This window comes from Kitasatospora sp. NPDC096077, assembly GCF_040303245.1.
Taxonomy (GTDB): Bacteria; Actinomycetota; Actinomycetes; order Streptomycetales; family Streptomycetaceae; genus Kitasatospora.
The window spans coordinates 1-14,737 of record NZ_JBEOSV010000067.1 but is presented as its reverse complement, the minus strand read 5'-3'; the positions used below and the strand labels follow the sequence as shown (position 1 = coordinate 14,737).

17 protein-coding genes and 1 tRNA gene are annotated in these 14,737 nt (G+C 72.9%); 10 read left to right on the top strand and 8 right to left on the bottom strand.

Annotation, left to right across the window (positions count from 1 at the left end; genetic code table 11):
- Nucleotides 1-165: 165 nt before the first annotated feature.
- Nucleotides 166-339, top strand: coding sequence for a hypothetical protein (locus ABTZ03_RS35745; protein WP_350517343.1), 174 nt, complete (start codon nucleotides 166-168; stop codon nucleotides 337-339).
- 69 nt (nucleotides 340-408) lie between these two features.
- Nucleotides 409-603, top strand: coding sequence for a hypothetical protein (locus ABTZ03_RS35740; protein WP_350517342.1), 195 nt, complete (start codon nucleotides 409-411; stop codon nucleotides 601-603).
- A 139-nt stretch (nucleotides 604-742) separates the two neighbouring features.
- Here the strand turns inward: ABTZ03_RS35740 and ABTZ03_RS35735 are convergent.
- From ABTZ03_RS35735 to ABTZ03_RS35725, 3 genes are all read right to left on the bottom strand, one after another.
- Nucleotides 743-816 (bottom strand) — tRNA-Pro (locus ABTZ03_RS35735).
- A gap of 100 nt (nucleotides 817-916) precedes the next feature.
- Entirely contained in the window at nucleotides 917-1,861 is a 945-nt protein-coding gene (locus ABTZ03_RS35730; RefSeq protein WP_350517341.1) for a metallophosphoesterase, read from the bottom strand.
- 24 nt (nucleotides 1,862-1,885) lie between these two features.
- A complete protein-coding gene (locus ABTZ03_RS35725; protein WP_350517340.1) occupies nucleotides 1,886-2,566 on the bottom strand; it encodes a CGNR zinc finger domain-containing protein in 681 nt (226 codons plus the stop codon).
- A 115-nt stretch (nucleotides 2,567-2,681) separates the two neighbouring features.
- On the opposite strand from ABTZ03_RS35725, the gene ABTZ03_RS35720 reads away from it, so the two are divergent.
- Nucleotides 2,682-3,134 (top strand): GatB/YqeY domain-containing protein, encoded by a 453-nt coding sequence (locus ABTZ03_RS35720; protein ID WP_350517339.1) that lies wholly within the window; start codon nucleotides 2,682-2,684, stop codon nucleotides 3,132-3,134.
- 88 nt (nucleotides 3,135-3,222) lie between these two features.
- Here the strand turns inward: ABTZ03_RS35720 and ABTZ03_RS35715 are convergent, their stop codons facing one another.
- On the bottom strand, nucleotides 3,223-5,565 hold the full coding sequence (locus ABTZ03_RS35715; protein ID WP_350517338.1) for a transglycosylase domain-containing protein: 2,343 nt from the start codon (nucleotides 5,563-5,565) through the stop codon (nucleotides 3,223-3,225).
- Nucleotides 5,566-5,991: 426 nt separating this feature from the next.
- On the opposite strand from ABTZ03_RS35715, the gene ABTZ03_RS35710 reads away from it, so the two are divergent.
- Nucleotides 5,992-6,315, top strand: a complete 324-nt coding sequence (locus ABTZ03_RS35710; RefSeq protein WP_030240986.1) for a WhiB family transcriptional regulator — start codon at nucleotides 5,992-5,994, stop codon at nucleotides 6,313-6,315.
- A 144-nt stretch (nucleotides 6,316-6,459) separates the two neighbouring features.
- Here ABTZ03_RS35710 and bagB read toward each other — a convergent pair whose 3' ends face one another.
- Nucleotides 6,460-7,635, bottom strand: coding sequence for an ATPase BagB (gene bagB / locus ABTZ03_RS35705; protein WP_350517337.1), 1,176 nt, complete (start codon nucleotides 7,633-7,635; stop codon nucleotides 6,460-6,462).
- Nucleotides 7,632-8,705, bottom strand: a complete 1,074-nt coding sequence (gene bagA / locus ABTZ03_RS35700; protein ID WP_350517336.1) for an ATPase BagA — start codon at nucleotides 8,703-8,705, stop codon at nucleotides 7,632-7,634. The genes bagB and bagA overlap by 4 nt, the downstream gene beginning before the upstream one ends.
- Nucleotides 8,706-8,939: 234 nt before the next feature.
- On the opposite strand from bagA, the gene sp36 reads away from it, so the two are divergent.
- The 5 genes from sp36 (at nucleotide 8,940) to ABTZ03_RS35675 (ending at nucleotide 11,760) form a co-directional block, all read left to right on the top strand.
- Nucleotides 8,940-9,098 carry a Sp36 family protein gene (sp36, locus tag ABTZ03_RS35695; protein ID WP_094743074.1) on the top strand — a complete coding sequence of 53 codons (159 nt, stop codon included), beginning with the start codon at nucleotides 8,940-8,942 and terminating at the stop codon, nucleotides 9,096-9,098.
- The gene (locus ABTZ03_RS35690; RefSeq protein WP_350517335.1) at nucleotides 9,095-9,562 is read left to right on the top strand and encodes a RidA family protein; all 468 of its coding nucleotides are present in this window, start codon (nucleotides 9,095-9,097) and stop codon (nucleotides 9,560-9,562) included. The genes sp36 and ABTZ03_RS35690 overlap by 4 nt, the downstream gene beginning before the upstream one ends.
- Nucleotides 9,563-9,709: 147 nt before the next feature.
- Entirely contained in the window at nucleotides 9,710-10,579 is an 870-nt protein-coding gene (locus ABTZ03_RS35685) for an NUDIX hydrolase (protein ID WP_350517334.1), read from the top strand.
- A gap of 139 nt (nucleotides 10,580-10,718) precedes the next feature.
- Complete coding sequence (locus ABTZ03_RS35680) at nucleotides 10,719-10,892, top strand: hypothetical protein (RefSeq protein WP_350517333.1); 174 nt, start codon at nucleotides 10,719-10,721, stop codon at nucleotides 10,890-10,892.
- A 34-nt stretch (nucleotides 10,893-10,926) separates the two neighbouring features.
- The gene (locus tag ABTZ03_RS35675; RefSeq protein ID WP_350517332.1) at nucleotides 10,927-11,760 is read left to right on the top strand and encodes an MBL fold metallo-hydrolase; all 834 of its coding nucleotides are present in this window, start codon (nucleotides 10,927-10,929) and stop codon (nucleotides 11,758-11,760) included.
- 74 nt (nucleotides 11,761-11,834) lie between these two features.
- On the opposite strand, the gene ABTZ03_RS35670 is transcribed toward ABTZ03_RS35675, so the two are convergent.
- Both ABTZ03_RS35670 and ABTZ03_RS35665 read right to left on the bottom strand, forming a co-directional pair.
- A complete protein-coding gene (locus ABTZ03_RS35670; RefSeq protein WP_030288117.1) occupies nucleotides 11,835-12,509 on the bottom strand; it encodes a Crp/Fnr family transcriptional regulator in 675 nt (224 codons plus the stop codon).
- A 152-nt stretch (nucleotides 12,510-12,661) separates the two neighbouring features.
- On the bottom strand, nucleotides 12,662-13,699 hold the full coding sequence (locus tag ABTZ03_RS35665; RefSeq protein ID WP_350517331.1) for a DUF5937 family protein: 1,038 nt from the start codon (nucleotides 13,697-13,699) through the stop codon (nucleotides 12,662-12,664).
- A 113-nt stretch (nucleotides 13,700-13,812) separates the two neighbouring features.
- Between ABTZ03_RS35665 and ABTZ03_RS35660 the strand changes: the two genes are divergently transcribed.
- On the top strand, nucleotides 13,813-14,631 hold the full coding sequence (locus tag ABTZ03_RS35660) for an isocitrate lyase/PEP mutase family protein (protein WP_350517330.1): 819 nt from the start codon (nucleotides 13,813-13,815) through the stop codon (nucleotides 14,629-14,631).
- Nucleotides 14,632-14,737: the final 106 nt, after the last annotated feature.

Sequence of the window (14,737 nt, the reverse complement as noted above, 5' to 3'; positions counted from 1 at the left end):
AGGAGTTGCGGGTGACTGGGCACGGCCGGACCCGCTTCTGACCCCGAGGGGGGTCAATGCAACTCGCAATCGGTGACGTCGTCCGCGACCGGAGCGACATGGTGCTGGGCACGGTGGCCGGTGCTGCCGATCAGGCCGACGACGGCCGGCGGGAGTGTGGCGTCGTTGGGCGTCCACAGTGTCGCCTTCGTGGCGGCGACACTCGGCGGCGGCGCCGAGCCGGCCTCCGGCGGCGGCTGGCCGTTGGCCTTCCTGGTCGGCCTCGGCGCCTCTTCTGCCGTCATGGCGGCCTTCCAGGTCGTGCAGCGGATGGCCGCCCCGCGGCGCATCCACGTCTGACCGATCCGTTGTCAGTGGCGGCGGTCGACGGATCGAGGAAGCCCGCTGCCCTGGCTGAAGACCCCGAAGGTGCTGACCGATGAGCGGATGGGCCACCTCGACGGCTCTGTGGGGGCCCGCTACTCCCACGTCACGCAGGAGATGCGCGACGAACTCATGGAGGGCCTGACCCGGATCTGGGAGGAGGCGCTCGCCACCCGTCGGCGGATGTGCCCCCGCTCACCTGTGGCTGTGCTCGACGCCTTGCTGAAGGGGGGTCAGTAGAAGTCGCGCCGGAGCGGCCTTCCAAGATCCACTCCCCGACTCACTCCCCAGCAGTCCCCAGCAGTCCCCACAAGCGTTGAGAAACCAGTCAGGGCCGGTGTCCCTTGCGAGACACCGGCCCTGAGCTGGTGTTACTGGGTCGGGGTGGCGGGATTTGAACCCACGGCCTCTTCGTCCCGAACGAAGCGCGCTACCAAGCTGCGCCACACCCCGGTCTTACTGTTTGTCGCTCCGTCTCCTTCGCGACGAGTAGAACTCTACCGGACGCACGCCGAGACACGAAATCCGGTTTCGGGCGGGCGTCCGGTCGGGGTCAGCGGGGGGCCGGGGTGAGGGTAAGGAGGGTGGCTTCCGGGGGGCAGGCGAAGCGGATCGGGGTGTAGCGGTTGGTGCCGCAGCCGGCGGAGACGTGGAGGTAGGAGCGGTGGCCGCCGGCCTGGTGGGTGGAGAGGCCCTTGACCCGGCGGGTGTCGAGGTCGCAGTTGGTGACCAGGGCGCCGTAGAAGGGGATGCAGAGCTGGCCGCCGTGGGTGTGGCCGGCGAGGATCAGCGGGTAGCGGTCGGCGGTGAAGGCGTCGAGGACGCGCAGGTAGGGCGCGTGGACGACGGCGAGGGAGAGGTCGGCGTCGGCGGAGGGGCCGCCGGTGACCGCGGCGTAGCGGTCGCGGCGGATGTGGGGGTCGTCGAGGCCGGTGAACTCGAGGTCGAGGCCGTTGAGGGTGAGTCGGCCGCGGGTGTTGGTGAGGTCGAGCCAGCCGGCCGCGTCGAAGCCGTCGCGGAGCTTCTCCCAGGGGTTGTGCACGGCGCCGCTGATGCCGCGGTTGCCGGTGCCGTCGGGGTTGTTCATGCCGTGGACGCCGCTGCGCATGGCCTGGAGGTAGCGGGCCGGGTTCTTGCGGGCCGGGCCGTAGTAGTCGTTGGACCCGAAGACGTAGACGCCGGGGAAGTCCATGAGCGGCCCGAGCGCGTCGAGGGTGGCGGGGACGCCGAGCGGGTCGGAGAGGTTGTCGCCGGTGTTGACGACCAGGTCGGGGCGGAGGCCGGCCAGGCTCTGCAGCCAGCGCTGCTTCTTGCCCTGTCCGCTCACCATGTGGATGTCGGACACCTGGAGGACCCGGAGCGGCTTGGCGCCCCGGGGCAGGACGGGGACCTCGACCCGGCGGAGCCGGAAGGCACGTACCTCGTACCCGACGGAGTAGGCGAGGCAGGCGGCGCCGGCGGCGGCGACACCGAGGGGAACGGAGTACAGCGGTCGCATCAGCCCATGCTCTCAGACGGTGGATCAGGTGGTGAACGTCCGGTGGGGCGGTCCGGACACGGCCCCGGTGGCCCGCGCCGGATCGGTGTCCCGTCGGGCGCGCAGGGCCCGGATCTTGTTGCGGTTGCCGCAGCGCTCCATGGAGCACCAGCGCCGCCGCCCCGGTCGGGAGGTGTCGACGAAGATCAGTTGGCAGTTGTGCGCCCCGCACTCCCGGATCCGGTCCGCGTACGGGCCGGTGAGCAGGGCGATGGCGTCCCGGGCGAGGGTGGAGACCAGCTGGGCCCCGTCGGCGGGGTGTTCCCAGGCCATGGTGGAGTCGGGCGCGATCTGCGGGACGAGCGGCGGGTGGGCGGCGGCCCGGTTGAGGACGGCGTGGTCCTCGGCGTCGCAGGCGCCGCCGGGGTCGCCGTGGGCGAGGTTGGTGGTCAGGCGCCAGAGGGCGTCGCGCAGGGTGCGGGCGGCGGCGAGCTGGTCGGCGGTGATCCGTACCGTCCCGACGGCCAGCCGCAGCCGGCACCGCGGGAGCCAGTCGGTGAGGTCGGACGGGTGGTGCAGCGCCTCCCACCGGGCGTGGGCGCCGGGGCCGCCGGTGGTGAGCAGTTCGAGGCAGAGGGCGCCGGGGTCGAAGTGGAAGCCGGTGCCGCCGGGGGTGGTGAGGAACAGGCCGGCGGCGGGTTCCGGTGCTCCGTCTCGCTCCGTCATGTAACCAGGGTAAGTGGTTACGCGTGGCCGGAGCGGCCGGAGGCGCCTGCCGAAGCGCCTGCCGGAGGCGCTTAATGGCAAGCGACGGAACGCCGCAGGTGGGAGACTCATGGCCATGACGACGCTCAAGGAGCAGCTGCACGAGGACCTCACGGCTGCCATCAAGGACCGGGACGAGCTGCGCTCGTCCACCATCCGGCTCACGCTGTCCGCCGTCACCAGCGAGGAGGTGGCGGGCCAGCAGAAGCGCGAGCTGTCCGACGCCGAGGTGCTGAAGGTGATCACCCGCGAGGCGAAGAAGCGCCGGGAGGCGGCCGAGGCCTTCGACCAGGCCGGCCGGGTCGACCAGGCCGCGCGCGAGCGTGCCGAGGGCGAGCTGCTGGCGGGTTACCTGCCCAAGCAGCTCTCGGACGAGGAGCTGACCGCGATCGTCGCCGCCGCCGTGGCCGAGAGCGGGGCGAGCGGCCCGCAGGGGATGGGCGCCGTGATGAAGCTGGTGAAGCCGAAGGTGGACGGTCTGGCCGACGGCGGTCGGGTGGCCGCGGCAGTGAAGGCCGCGCTGGCCTGAGCCGCACCTGAGCTAGGCCCGAGCAGCACGCCGAAGGGGCGCCCCCGGAAGATCCGGAGGGCGCCCCTTCGCCGTTGTGCAGGGCCGGTCAGCCGTGTCGGCCGCCGTTCCCGTTGCCGTTCCCGCCCCCGCCGATCATGCCCGGCGGGAGGGTGAACCCTCCTCCTATCACCCCACCCGGCCCGTTGCCGTTCCCGTTGCCGTTCCCGCCCGGCGCCGGCGGCGGCGGGTTCTGGCCCGGCTGCTGCGGCGGCTGGGCGGCGTTGGGGTCCGGCGTCGGGGTGGTGCCCGGCGGGGGAGTGGCCGGCTGCGGGTCCGGGATGTTGGTGGTCTGGATGGGCTCCAGCGGCGAGCCCTTGAGCGCCTGGTTCATGGCCAGCTGCCAGATCGGGCCGGGGCCGTCGGCGCCGAACACCTCGTCGAAGTGCTTGCCGCCGATGTTGATGTTCTTCATCTTGACGCCGCCGGCCGGGCCGCCGAGCCAGACCGCGGTGGCCAGCGACGGGGTGTAGCCGTCGAACCAGGCGGCCTTCTTCTCGTCGGTGGTACCGGTCTTACCGGCGATCTTGCGGCCGTCGTCCAGGCCGAGGGCGGCCGCGGTGCCCTTCTCGGTGACATTGAGCAGGACGGTGTTGAGCGAGTCCGCGGTCGACTCGGAGAAGGCCTGGCTGCACTGGGACTGCGGGACCTTGAGTTCCTTGCCGTCCACCGTGGTGATCTTGTTGATGGCGATCGGGGTGCAGTACTTGCCGCGCGCGGCGAAGGTGGCGTAGACGTTCGCCATGGTCAGCGGGGAGAGCTCCAGGGTGCCGAGGACCATCGAGGGCACCTCCTGGAACTGGTCGCCCTTGGCGGACTGGGTGATGCCCAGCTTGTTCGCCATCTGCTTCATCGCGCAGAGGCCGACCTGCTGCTCCATCTCCACGAAGTAGGTGTTGACGGAGAGCGCCATGGCCTGCTTGAGCTCGTACGGGCCGACCTCGCCGGTCGACTCGTTCTTCACCGTGGCCTTGGGCTTGTCGGTGTTCTTCCAGGTGCCGTTGCAGGTCGACATCTGGGGGTAGTCGATCTTGTTCTCGGACGGGAAGGACTGGGTGTTCGACATGCCCGACTCCAGCGCCGCCGCGGCGAGGATCGGCTTGAAGGTCGAACCGGTCTGGAAGCCGTTGCCGCCGCCCATCGAGGAGTCGACGTTGAGGTTGACGACGGTCTGGTTCTTGTTCGGGTCCAGGCCGTACGGGCGGGTCTGGGCCATGGCGAGGATCTTGCCGGTGCCGGGCTCCATCATGGTCGCTGCGGCCGACACCTGGTCGGTCACGTTGACCTTCTTGGTGACGGCGTTCTGGGCGGCGGCCTGCTTGTCCGGGTCCAGCGTGGTGTAGATGTTCAGGCCGCCGGTGTCCCACAGCTTCTTGCGGTCGTCGGCGTTCTTGCCGAAGGCCGGGTCCTGCTTGACCACGTGGCGGACGTAGTCGCAGAAGAAGCCCATGCCGGCCTGGGCGGTGATGCAGCCGTTCTGTGGGTCCTTGTACTTCAGACCCAGCGGGGCGGCCTTCGCCTCCTTCGCCTGGTCGGCGGTGATGTGCTTGTTCTCCAGCATCTTGTCGATGACGACGTTGCGACGCTTGAGCGTGTTGTCCGGGTAGCGCACCGGGTCGTACTGGGACGGGTTCTGGACCACGCCGGCCAGGGTGGCGGCCTCGGCGACGGTCAGGTCCTTGTTGCTCTTGCTGAAGTAGCGCTGGGACGCGGCCTCGACCCCGTAGGCCTGGTGGCCGTAGAAGGTGATGTTGAGGTAGTTGGTGAGGATCTGATCCTTGGTCAGGTCCTCCTCCAGCTTGATGGCGACCTTGAGCTCCTGGATCTTGCGGCCCAGGGTCTTGCGCTGGGCCTCCAGGACGGCGGCCTGGTCGTCGCCGGCCTTCTCCACGTTGACGTTCTTCACGTACTGCTGGGTCAGCGTGGAGGCGCCCTGGGAGGCGGTGCCGCTCTCCGCGTTCTTGCCGACCGCGCGCAGGATGCCCTTGAGGTCGACGGCGCCGTGCTCGTAGAAGCGGGCGTCCTCGATGTCGACCTGGGCGTGCCGCATGAAGGGCGACATCTGGTCGGCGGTGAGGACGGTGCGGTCGCGCTCGTAGACCTTCGCGATCAGTCCGCCCTTGGCGTCGAAGATCTGCGTCGCCTGGGTGAGCGGCGGGGTCTTGAAGTCGTCGGGGATGTTCTGGAAGCTCTCCGCCGTGTCCTTGGCGGTCAGGCCCATGGCGCCGACGGCGGGCAGGGCGAGGCCTGCCAGCAGGACTCCGGAGAGCACGCTGACGCCCAGGAACTTCACGCCGTTGCTGACGTGGTCGATCGGTGATCCGCTGCTCTTGCGGCGCGGAGCTCCGGGGTTGCCTGGGGGCGGGGATGCCTGGGGGCGCTTCGGTGCCATGGGGAGAACCCTACGTCCCCGATTCCCGCACATCGGGGCAGGTGTTCGCCTAGGCTTGTCACAAGCTTGCGACAGCTTCGGTGCGTCAACATCATTCACTCTTGTGAGTGGGGAGACTTGCCCGAATTGCCGTCCTTTGTGCGGATTTTGAGGCAGCTGGGGCCTGCCGTGTTCGAGTGAATGGTCGCGCTCCGTGACGGCTCCTGCGGCGAGAGTGGGGGCCTCGCGAGTGGCAAGGGCTGCGACCTGCGATCACTCCAACGAGTGAGATGACCGATACCCATAGTCCGATTGGGTCATTCGAGATTGAGCCCGAAGGGGCTGTTGCAAGCTCTCCTTCTTCCGTAACGTCCTCAACTGGCAACGGTGAATATGTCGTTGCCGCCGTGGGGGAGCCTCGAATCATCGGGAGAGGACGGCGCCGGGATGGGCTGGGTTGACGACTGGAGTGCGCAGGCCGCCTGCCGCACGAGTGATCCGGACGAACTGTTCGTCCAGGGGGCGGCACAGAACCGGGCGAAGGCGGTGTGCAGTGGCTGCCCCGTCCGTACGGAGTGCCTCGCGGACGCGCTGGACAACCGGGTGGAGTTCGGTGTCTGGGGTGGGATGACGGAGCGCGAGCGCCGGGCGCTGCTGCGCCGCCGTCCGACGGTCATCTCGTGGCGCAGGCTGCTGGAGACGGCCCGCACCGAGTACGAGGAGTCCCTCGCGACCGGCGTGATACTGACGGACTACGCCCAGGCGGGCTGAGCCCGGCCGCACCCCACGAGCGGCCGCGACAGCCCCACCCCGCCTGCGGACCGGGCCCCACCCCGTCCGGTACGGAGAGCCACCCGGGACCGCTGCCCGGGCCCTCCGTGACTGTGCCGTGTCGCCGAGCCGGCCCCTCCGTGACTACGCCGTGCCGCTGAGCCGGGCCCCGATCGCCCGCAGCCCGTCCAGGTCGTGCACGTCGCCCGGCAGCGCCGCCACCTCCACGATCGGCACGTCCGGGTACACCGAGACGAAGCGGTCCCGGGTGCGCCGCTCGCGCCCCATGATCTGCATCCGCTCGGCGTGCAGCCGCAGCAGCCCGGCCGCGAGCAGTTCCGCCTCGGGCGAGGCGTGCTCCGAGCCGTTCTCCTCCAGGGCCTCGGCGGCCGCCAGCGCCCGCTCCGCCGTGAGCTGCGGTGCGCCCGTGCTGTGCACCCGGTTGAGCACCAGCCCGGCCAGCGGCATCCGGTCCGCGGCGAGCCGGTCCACGAAGTACGCCGCCTCGCGCAGCGCGTCCCGCTCCGGCGCCGCCACCACCAGGAACGCCGTGCCCGGTGCCTTCAGCAGCTGGTAGGTGCGGTCGGCGCGCTCGCGGAAGCCGCCGAACATCGAGTCCATCGCGCTGACGAAGGTCTGCACGTCGGTGAGCAGCTGGGCGCCGAAGATCTTGCCCAGGGTGCCGGTGAGCAGGCCCATCCCGGCGTTGAGGAAGCGCATCGCGCTGCGGCCGCCGACCTTGGCCGGCGCGGTCAGGATCCGGATCACCCGGCCGTCCAGGAAGGACCCGAGCCGGTTGGGGGCGTCCAGGAAGTCCAGTGCGGAGCGGGACGGCGGGGTGTCCACGACGATGAGGTCCCACTCCTCGGCGGCGCGCAGCTGCCCGAGCTTCTCCATCGCCATGTACTCCTGCGTGCCCGCGAAGCCGGCCGACAGGGACTGGTAGAACGGGTTCGCCATGATCGCCTTGGCCCGTTCGGGCTCGGCGTGGGCCAGCACGACCTCGTCGAAGGTCCGCTTCATGTCGAGCATCATGGCGTGGAGCTCGCCGTCCCCGGTGGCGCCCTTGACCACCCGGGGGGTGTTGTCCAGCTCGGTCAGGCCCATCGACTGGGCCAGCCGCCGGGCCGGGTCGATGGTCAGCACCACGACCTTGCGGCCGCGCTCGGCGGCCCGCAGGCCGATCGCCGCGGCGGTGGTGGTCTTGCCGACGCCGCCGGAGCCGCAGCAGACGATGATCCTGGTCTTCGGGTCGTCGATCAGCCCGTCCACCGCGAGCCGACTGCCGGTCCCCCGAACACCGTTGTCCGTCGGAGTCACGCCGCCCCCTGCCGTTTCAGTTCGCCCGCCAGCCGGTACAGCCCGCCGAGGTCCACGCCCTCGCCCAGCAGCGGAAGTTCGTACGTCGGGAGCCTCAACTGCTGGAGGTCGGAGCGTTGTTCGCGCTCCAGCTCGACCCGTTCGGCGTGCTCCCTGGCCTGTTCCAGCAGCGGGTCGAGCAGCGGCTCCACCGCCGCCCGGACCGTCTCCGCCCTGCGCGAGCGGCCGCCCAGCCCGGCCTCGCCGAGGGCCAGCGCCACCTCCTCGCGGTGGTCCCCGTCCACCGCGGCCACCGCCGCGGCGTCCAGCACCGGCGGGCGGACCATGTTGACCATCACCCCGCCCACCGGGAGCTTCGCCTCGCGCAGCTCCGCGATGCCGTCGACCGTCTCCTGCACCGGCATCTCCTCCAGCAGGGTGACCAGGTGCACGGCCGTCTCCGGGGACCGCAGCACCCGCATCACGGCCTGCGCCTGGGTGTGTATCGGGCCGATCCGGGCCAGCCCGGCGACCTCGGAGTTGACGTTCAGGAACCGGGTGATCCGCCCGGTCGGCGGGGCGTCCATGACCACCGCGTCGTACCGGCGGTGCCCGTCCGGGCCCTTGCGGCGGGCCGCCTCGCAGGCCTTGCCGGTGAGCAGCACGTCCCGCACGCCGGGGGCGACGGTGGTCGCGAAGTCGATGAAGCCGACCTTCTGCAGCGCCTTGCCGGCCCGGCCCAGCTTGTAGAACATCTCCAGGTACTCGAGCAGCGCCTGCTCGGTGTCGATCGCCAGCGCCAGGACCTCGCCGGGCCCGCCCTCCCCGGCCGGCAGCCCCAGCTGCGGGCGGGAGACCGAGGCGATCCGGCGCTCCTCGTACGGGAGTGCGGCGATCCCGAACAGTTCGGCGATGCCCTGCCGCCCCTCGACCTCGATCAGCAGCACCCGGCCGCCCTCGGCGGCCAGCGCCAGCGCCAGCGCGGCGGCCAGTGTGGTCTTCCCGGTGCCGCCCTTGCCGCTGACCACGTGCAGCCGGACCCCCTCCCAGTCGGGGTCGCGCCGGGCCGCCTGGCCGGGGGTGCGTGCCACGCTGCGTCTCCGTCCGTCTCCGTCCCTGCGGGCGTCCCCTCCCACGAGGCGCCCCTCCACTCCACGAGGGTGCCCGTTCATGAGGGTGCCCTCTCGCGAGGGTAACCAGGGAGCGCTCCGGATGCCCGGAGCACCTGGGGCGCCGGGACCGAATCATGCCCCCTTTGTGGCCCACCTCACACGCCGGTCGGCTGGCGGCGGCGATCGCCGGGACGGCTCGTCTAGAGTCTGGCCATGACCAAGTGGGAATACATGACGGCGCCCCTGCTCGTGCACGCCACGAAGCAGATCCTGGACAACTTCGGCGAGGACGGCTGGGAGCTGGTCCAGGTCGTGCCCGGCCCGAACCCGGAGCAGCTGGTGGCCTACTTCAAGCGGGAGAAGAACGCATGAGCCGGGTCGAGTCCAAGCTCGCCGAGCTGGGCCTGAGCCTGCCGCCGGTGGCCGCTCCGGTCGCCGCGTACGTGCCGGCCGTGCGGTCCGGTGAGTTCGTCTTCACCTCCGGCCAGCTGCCGGTCGTCGACGGCAAACTGCTGAACACCGGCAAGGTCGGCGCCGAGGTCTCCCCGGAGGAGGCCAAGGAACTCGCCCAGCGCTGCGCGCTGAACGCCCTGGCCGCCGTCAAGTCGGTGATCGGCGACCTGGACCGGATCGAGCAGGTCGTGAAGGTCGTCGGTTTCGTCGCCTCCGCCCCCGACTTCACCGGTCAGCCGGCCGTGATCAACGGCGCCAGCGAGCTGCTCGGCGCGGTGCTGGGCGAGGCCGGTGTGCACGCCCGCAGCGCGGTCGGCGTCGCGGTGCTGCCGCTGGACGCCCCGGTCGAGGTCGAGCTCCAGGTGCGCGTCAAGAGCGCCTGACCGCGATCGGCGCCAGACCGTGGCCGGCGTCCGGCCACGGTCGGTCGCCAGGCCTGATCGGCTCCCGGGCCCGGTCGGCCCCCGGTGTGATCGCGAAGGCGGGGTTGGGCCTGTCCAACCCCGCCTTCGTGCGCTTAGCATCCGGGCATGGACCATCGAGCAACGACGCTCCCGATGCCGCCCGGCTGGCCCGCCCGGATCCGGGCGGTCGACTCCGGCCTGCTCACCCCGGTGACGCCCAGGCCCGCCGCGACGGTCGTGCTGCTGCGCGACGGCGCCGACGGGCCGGAGGCCTATCTGCTGCGCCGCCGTACCTCGATGGCCTTCGCGGCCGGGATGTACGCCTACCCGGGCGGCGGGGTGGACCCGCGGGACGCCGAGGTCGAACCGGGCTGGGCCGGGCCCCGGCCCGAGGAGTGGGCGCACCGGCTCGGGGTGGACGTCCGGACCGCGCGGGCGGTGGTCTGCGCCGCCGTGCGCGAGACCTTCGAGGAGGCCGGCGTGCTGCTGGCCGGCCCGGACGCGGACAGCGTCGCCGCGCCGCGCGACTGGTCCGCCGAGCGGGCCGCGCTGGAGGCGCACGAGCTGTCCTTCGCCGAGTTCCTGCGGGACCACGGCCTGGTGCTGCGCAGCGACCTGCTGGGCGGGTGGGCCCGCTGGATCACCCCCGAGTTCGAGGAACGGCGCTACGACACCTGGTTCTTCGTCGCGGCGCTGCCCGCCGGTCAGCGCGCGGCGCTGGAGGTCGGCGAGGCCGACCGGGTCGCCTGGCTGACCCCCGCCGAGGCGGTCCGGGGGCACCGGGAGGGCCGGTTCGGCATGCTGCCGCCGACCGTGACGGTGCTGCGTGAACTGGCGCCGGCCCGGAACGCCGCCGAGGCGCTGGCCGCGGCCGCCGACCGGGTGCTGGAGCCGGTGCTGGGCCGGGCCGAGGTCCGCGGCGACCGGATGACCGTCCGCTGGCCCGGGTACGACGAACTGACCATCGACGGGGAGTTCCCCGCCGAGGAATCCTGACCGCATCGAAGACGCCCACCCCGCGACGACGACGCGACACCGCACCGAAGACCCACCCCGCCCCGAAGACCCACCCCGCGACGACGCGACACCGCACCGAAGACGCGACACCGCCCGGACCAGAAAGGACCGACCCCCGATGACCCACGACGACGTGGCTCGCCGGACGGCCCCCGAGCTGCCCGCCCGCCGACTGATCCCCCGTACCGCGGCCTGCGACGGCCCGGTCCCGTTCGTCGAGGTCGCCCAGCGCGCCCTCGTCCGGGCCCTGCCGCCGCGGACCCTGCGCCGCGAAGGCGAGGGCGGCCGATGAGGCGGCGCGACGAGCGAACCATCGAGGTGGGCACATGAGCGGATTCCTGCCCGGCGACCCCGCCGCCGCGGTCGGCGGCGAGGCCACCCCCCGGGCGCTGTGCGTGCTGGCGCCCAACCCGTCCCCGATGACGCTGGACGGCACCAACACCTGGCTGCTCGCCGAGCCCGGCTCCGACCTCGCGGTGGTGATCGACCCGGGACCGCTGCACGAGGGCCACCTGCGCCGGGTGGTCGAGCTCGCCGAGGAACGCGGCCAGCGGATCGCGCTCACCCTGCTGACCCACGGCCACGCCGACCACTCCGAGGGCGCGGCCCGGTTCGCCGAGCTGACCGGCAGCGAGGTGCGCGCGCTGGACCCGGCGCACCGGCTGGGTGCCGAGGGACTGGTGGGCGGTCAGCGGCTGGACGTCGGCGGCCTCGACCTGCGGGTGGTCGCCACCCCCGGCCACACCTCGGACTCGCTGACCTTCCACCTGCCGGACGACGGCGCGATCCTCACCGGGGACACCGTGCTCGGCCGCGGCACCACGATGGTCGCCCACCCCGACGGCCGGCTCGGCGACTACCTGGACTCGCTGCGTCACCTGCACACGATGGCCTCCGCGCACGGTGTGCGGACGGTGCTGCCCGGTCACGGCCCGGTGCTCGCGGACGCGCTCGGCGCCGTCGACTACTACCTGGCCCACCGGGCCACCCGGCTCGCCCAGGTGGAGACCGCGGTCGAGGCGGGCTGTCGGACCGCCGCCGACGTGGTGGCCCGGGTCTACGCGGACGTGGACCGGGCGCTCTGGCCGGCCGCCGAACTCTCGGTGCGGGCCCAGCTGGAGTACCTGGCGGAGCACGGGCTGATCCCGGAGCAGGACTGACCCACGCGCGCACGTACGCCGGAGGGCCCGTCGCGGTGATCGCGACGGGCCCTCCGGCGTACGGACCGCGGGTGTCAGCGGGAGCGGCGGGACAGTCGCTCGACGTCCAGCAGGACCACCGCGCGCGCCTCCAGCTTCAGCCAGCCGCGGCCGGCGAAGTCGGCGAGCGCCTTGTTGACCGTCTCGCGGGAGGCGCCGACCAGCTGGGCCAGCTCCTCCTGGGTGAGGTCGTGGGCGACGTGGATGCCCTCCTCGGACTGCACGCCGAAGCGGCGGGAGAGGTCCAGCAGGGCCTTGGCGACGCGGCCGGGCACGTCGGAGAAGACCAGGTCGGACATCACGTCGTTGGTCCGGCGCAGTCGGCGGGCGATGGCCCGCAGCAGCGCGATGGAGACCTCGGGGCGGGCGTGCAGCCAGGGCTGCAGGTCGCCGTGGCCGAGGCCGAGCAGCTTGACCTCGGTCAGCGCGCTGGCGGTGGCGGTGCGCGGGCCCGGGTCGAAGAGCGACAGCTCGCCGATCATCTCGCTGGGGCCGAGCACGGCCAGCATGTTCTCGCGGCCGTCCGGCGAGGCGCGGTGCAGCTTGACCTTGCCCTCGGCGACGACGTACAGCCGGTCGCCCGGGTCGCCCTCGTGGAACAGCGACTCACCACGGGCGAGGGTGACCTCGGTCATGGAAGCGCGCAGCTCGCCGGCCTGTTCGTCGTCGAGTGCCGCGAAGAGTGCGGCGCGCCGCAGAACGTCGTCCACGTGCTTCCTCCTTCTCGGCCGTCCGGCGGGTGGGCCGTCCGGCGCAAGTTCCGTTCAGTGTTCTGCATCACCAAGCATGGCGCATGTCGCTCCGATCATATGAGGAGGGGGTGTGTCCGGGTGTGCCGTGCGGGGCCATTCGCACCGGCGGGTCACGGCGCGGGGGGCCCGGCGGCCGTCACCCGGTCGAACGTACGGCCGTCCGGATCGAACAGGGAGTCGCCCACCGCGGTGCGGGCGGAGAGCACGGCGTGCCCGGCTCGGTGGGCGCTGGTCAGGCCCGCCGTGCGCAGGGCGGTGAGGTGCTGGGAGACGGCGGCCGGGGACAGTCCGGTCCGGCGGGCCAGCTCGGTGGTCGAGGCCGGGGAGTCGAGCTCGGCCAGCAGCCGGGCCCGGGACCGGCCGAGGACGGCGGCCAGCGCGTCGGTGCGCGCCGCCGAGCCCGGGCGCTCCTCCCAGAGCGCGGCCGCGCCGCGCGCCGGGTAGACCAGCTGCGGCGGGTCCGGCGGCAGTACCCGGGTGAGCACCCGAGGCCAGGCGAAGACCGAGGGCAGGAGCAGCAGCCCGGACCCGGCGGTCAGCCGGGCGACGGCGCAGTGCCGCTGCTCCAGCCGCAGCGCGGTGCCGTCCCAGCGGACCGTCCCGTGCAGGTCGTCCAGCATCCGTGCGGTGCCGTGCTCGGCGGCCTGCCGGGAGCGGTGGAAGACGTCCGCGGCCAGCAGGGCCCGGATCCGGGCCCAGTACGGGGCGAGCGCCAGCTCCCAGTAGGCCGTGATCTCGGCGGCCAGCCGGGGCAGCTGGCCCACCGGGTCGCGGTGCAGCGGCGCCAGCGCGGCCGGCAGCCGACCGCCCGCCTCGGCGGCCAGGACGTCGAGGTCGGCCCGGACCTGCTCGGGGCCGGTCGCGGTGATCGCGGCCAGCTCCTCGGCGAGCGTGGGGGAGAAGCCGGCCGGGGCGGGGTTGAGGAAGTCGGGCAGGTGCCCGTCGGGCGGGACCATCGCGGCCAGCCGGCCCCGGTCCAGCCCGGCGGCGGCCAACCGGCCGCGGACCTGGTCGGCCCAGCGGCGGTGCAGCGCCGGGACGGGGGACCGGGCGAGGGCGCGCAGGCTGGTCACCACCTCCTGCATCGGGCTGACGGCGAACCTGGTCAGTGCCAAGTCCCGCGCCGAGAAGTGCAGTTCCGTCCGCACCCGTGGGCCCCCTTCGGAAGATTCGGCCCCAGCTTAAACACTCGCGGGCGACCCCCGCCGGGGCGCAGGATGCCCGTGTCCCCACCGATCCGTACGAAAGCCGGTGACCCGTCATGTCCACCACCCCCGAGGCCCGTGAGCGGGCACTGCGGCTGCGCGAGCTCGTCGCGGAGGGCGTGCTCGTCCTGCCCAACGCCTGGGACGCGGGCAGCGCCGCGGTGATCGCCTCGGCCGGCGCCCGGGCGATCGCCACCACCAGCGGCGGCGTCTCCTGGTCGCTCGGGCACGGCGACGGCCAGCGGATGGACCGGGCGGCGGCGGTCGCGGCGGCCCGCCGGGTCGTCGCGGCGGTGGACCTGCCGGTCACCGTGGACGCGGAGGGCGGGTACGGCCCGCTGCCCGCCGACGTGGCCGCGACCGTCACCGAGCTGGTCGGCGCCGGCGTGGCCGGGGTCAACCTGGAGGACTCGACGGCCGTCGGCGGACCGCTGTTCCCGGTGGCCGAGCAGGCCGAGCGGCTGCGCGCGGCCCGTACCGCGGCGGCCGCGGCCGGACTGCCCGAGCTGCTGGTGAACGCCCGCACCGACGTGTTCCTGTTCGGGCTGGGCGGCCTCGACGACGTGCTGGCACGCGCCGAGGCCTACGCCGGGGCGGGTGCCGACGGGCTGTTCGTCCCCGGGCTGCTGGACCTCGACGCCCTGGCCGAGCTGTGCCGGCGCTCCCCGCTGCCGGTGAACGCGATGGCCGGGGCGGGCGGGCCGACCGTCGCCGAACTGGCCGCCGCAGGGGTGCGACGGGTCAGCGTCGGCACCGGCCTCGCCCAGGCCGCGTACACGGCCGCCCACCGGGCCGCCGTCGAGCTGCTCGGCGCCGGGACGCTGACGGAGCTCGACGGGGCGCTCGGCTTCGGGGAGCTGAACGGGCTGTACTGACCGCCCTGCCCGCTAGGCCCTGTCCGGCCGATCTTGCCGGGCGCGCGACGCCGGGCATCCCGCCTGGACGCACGCCCGAATCGCCCAAGTACGTCCAGTACGAGGC

Excerpts from the sequence above, each read along its gene's own strand:
- ABTZ03_RS35730 (WP_350517341.1), bottom strand. The coding sequence starts at position 1,861 with ATGCGACCGCTGTACTCCGTTCCCCTCGGTGTCGCCGCCGCCGGCGCC.
- ABTZ03_RS35680 (WP_350517333.1), top strand. The coding sequence starts at position 10,719 with ATGACCCACGACGACGTGGCTCGCCGGACGGCCCCCGAGCTGCCCGCC.
- ABTZ03_RS35710 (WP_030240986.1), top strand. The coding sequence starts at position 5,992 with ATGGGCTGGGTTGACGACTGGAGTGCGCAGGCCGCCTGCCGCACGAGT.
- ABTZ03_RS35725 (WP_350517340.1), bottom strand. The coding sequence starts at position 2,566 with ATGACGGAGCGAGACGGAGCACCGGAACCCGCCGCCGGCCTGTTCCTC.
- sp36 (WP_094743074.1), top strand. The coding sequence starts at position 8,940 with ATGACCAAGTGGGAATACATGACGGCGCCCCTGCTCGTGCACGCCACG.
- ABTZ03_RS35685 (WP_350517334.1), top strand. The coding sequence starts at position 9,710 with ATGGACCATCGAGCAACGACGCTCCCGATGCCGCCCGGCTGGCCCGCC.
- ABTZ03_RS35715 (WP_350517338.1), bottom strand. The coding sequence starts at position 5,565 with ATGGCACCGAAGCGCCCCCAGGCATCCCCGCCCCCAGGCAACCCCGGA.
- ABTZ03_RS35720 (WP_350517339.1), top strand. The coding sequence starts at position 2,682 with ATGACGACGCTCAAGGAGCAGCTGCACGAGGACCTCACGGCTGCCATC.
- ABTZ03_RS35660 (WP_350517330.1), top strand. The coding sequence starts at position 13,813 with ATGTCCACCACCCCCGAGGCCCGTGAGCGGGCACTGCGGCTGCGCGAG.
- ABTZ03_RS35675 (WP_350517332.1), top strand. The coding sequence starts at position 10,927 with ATGAGCGGATTCCTGCCCGGCGACCCCGCCGCCGCGGTCGGCGGCGAG.
- ABTZ03_RS35690 (WP_350517335.1), top strand. The coding sequence starts at position 9,095 with ATGAGCCGGGTCGAGTCCAAGCTCGCCGAGCTGGGCCTGAGCCTGCCG.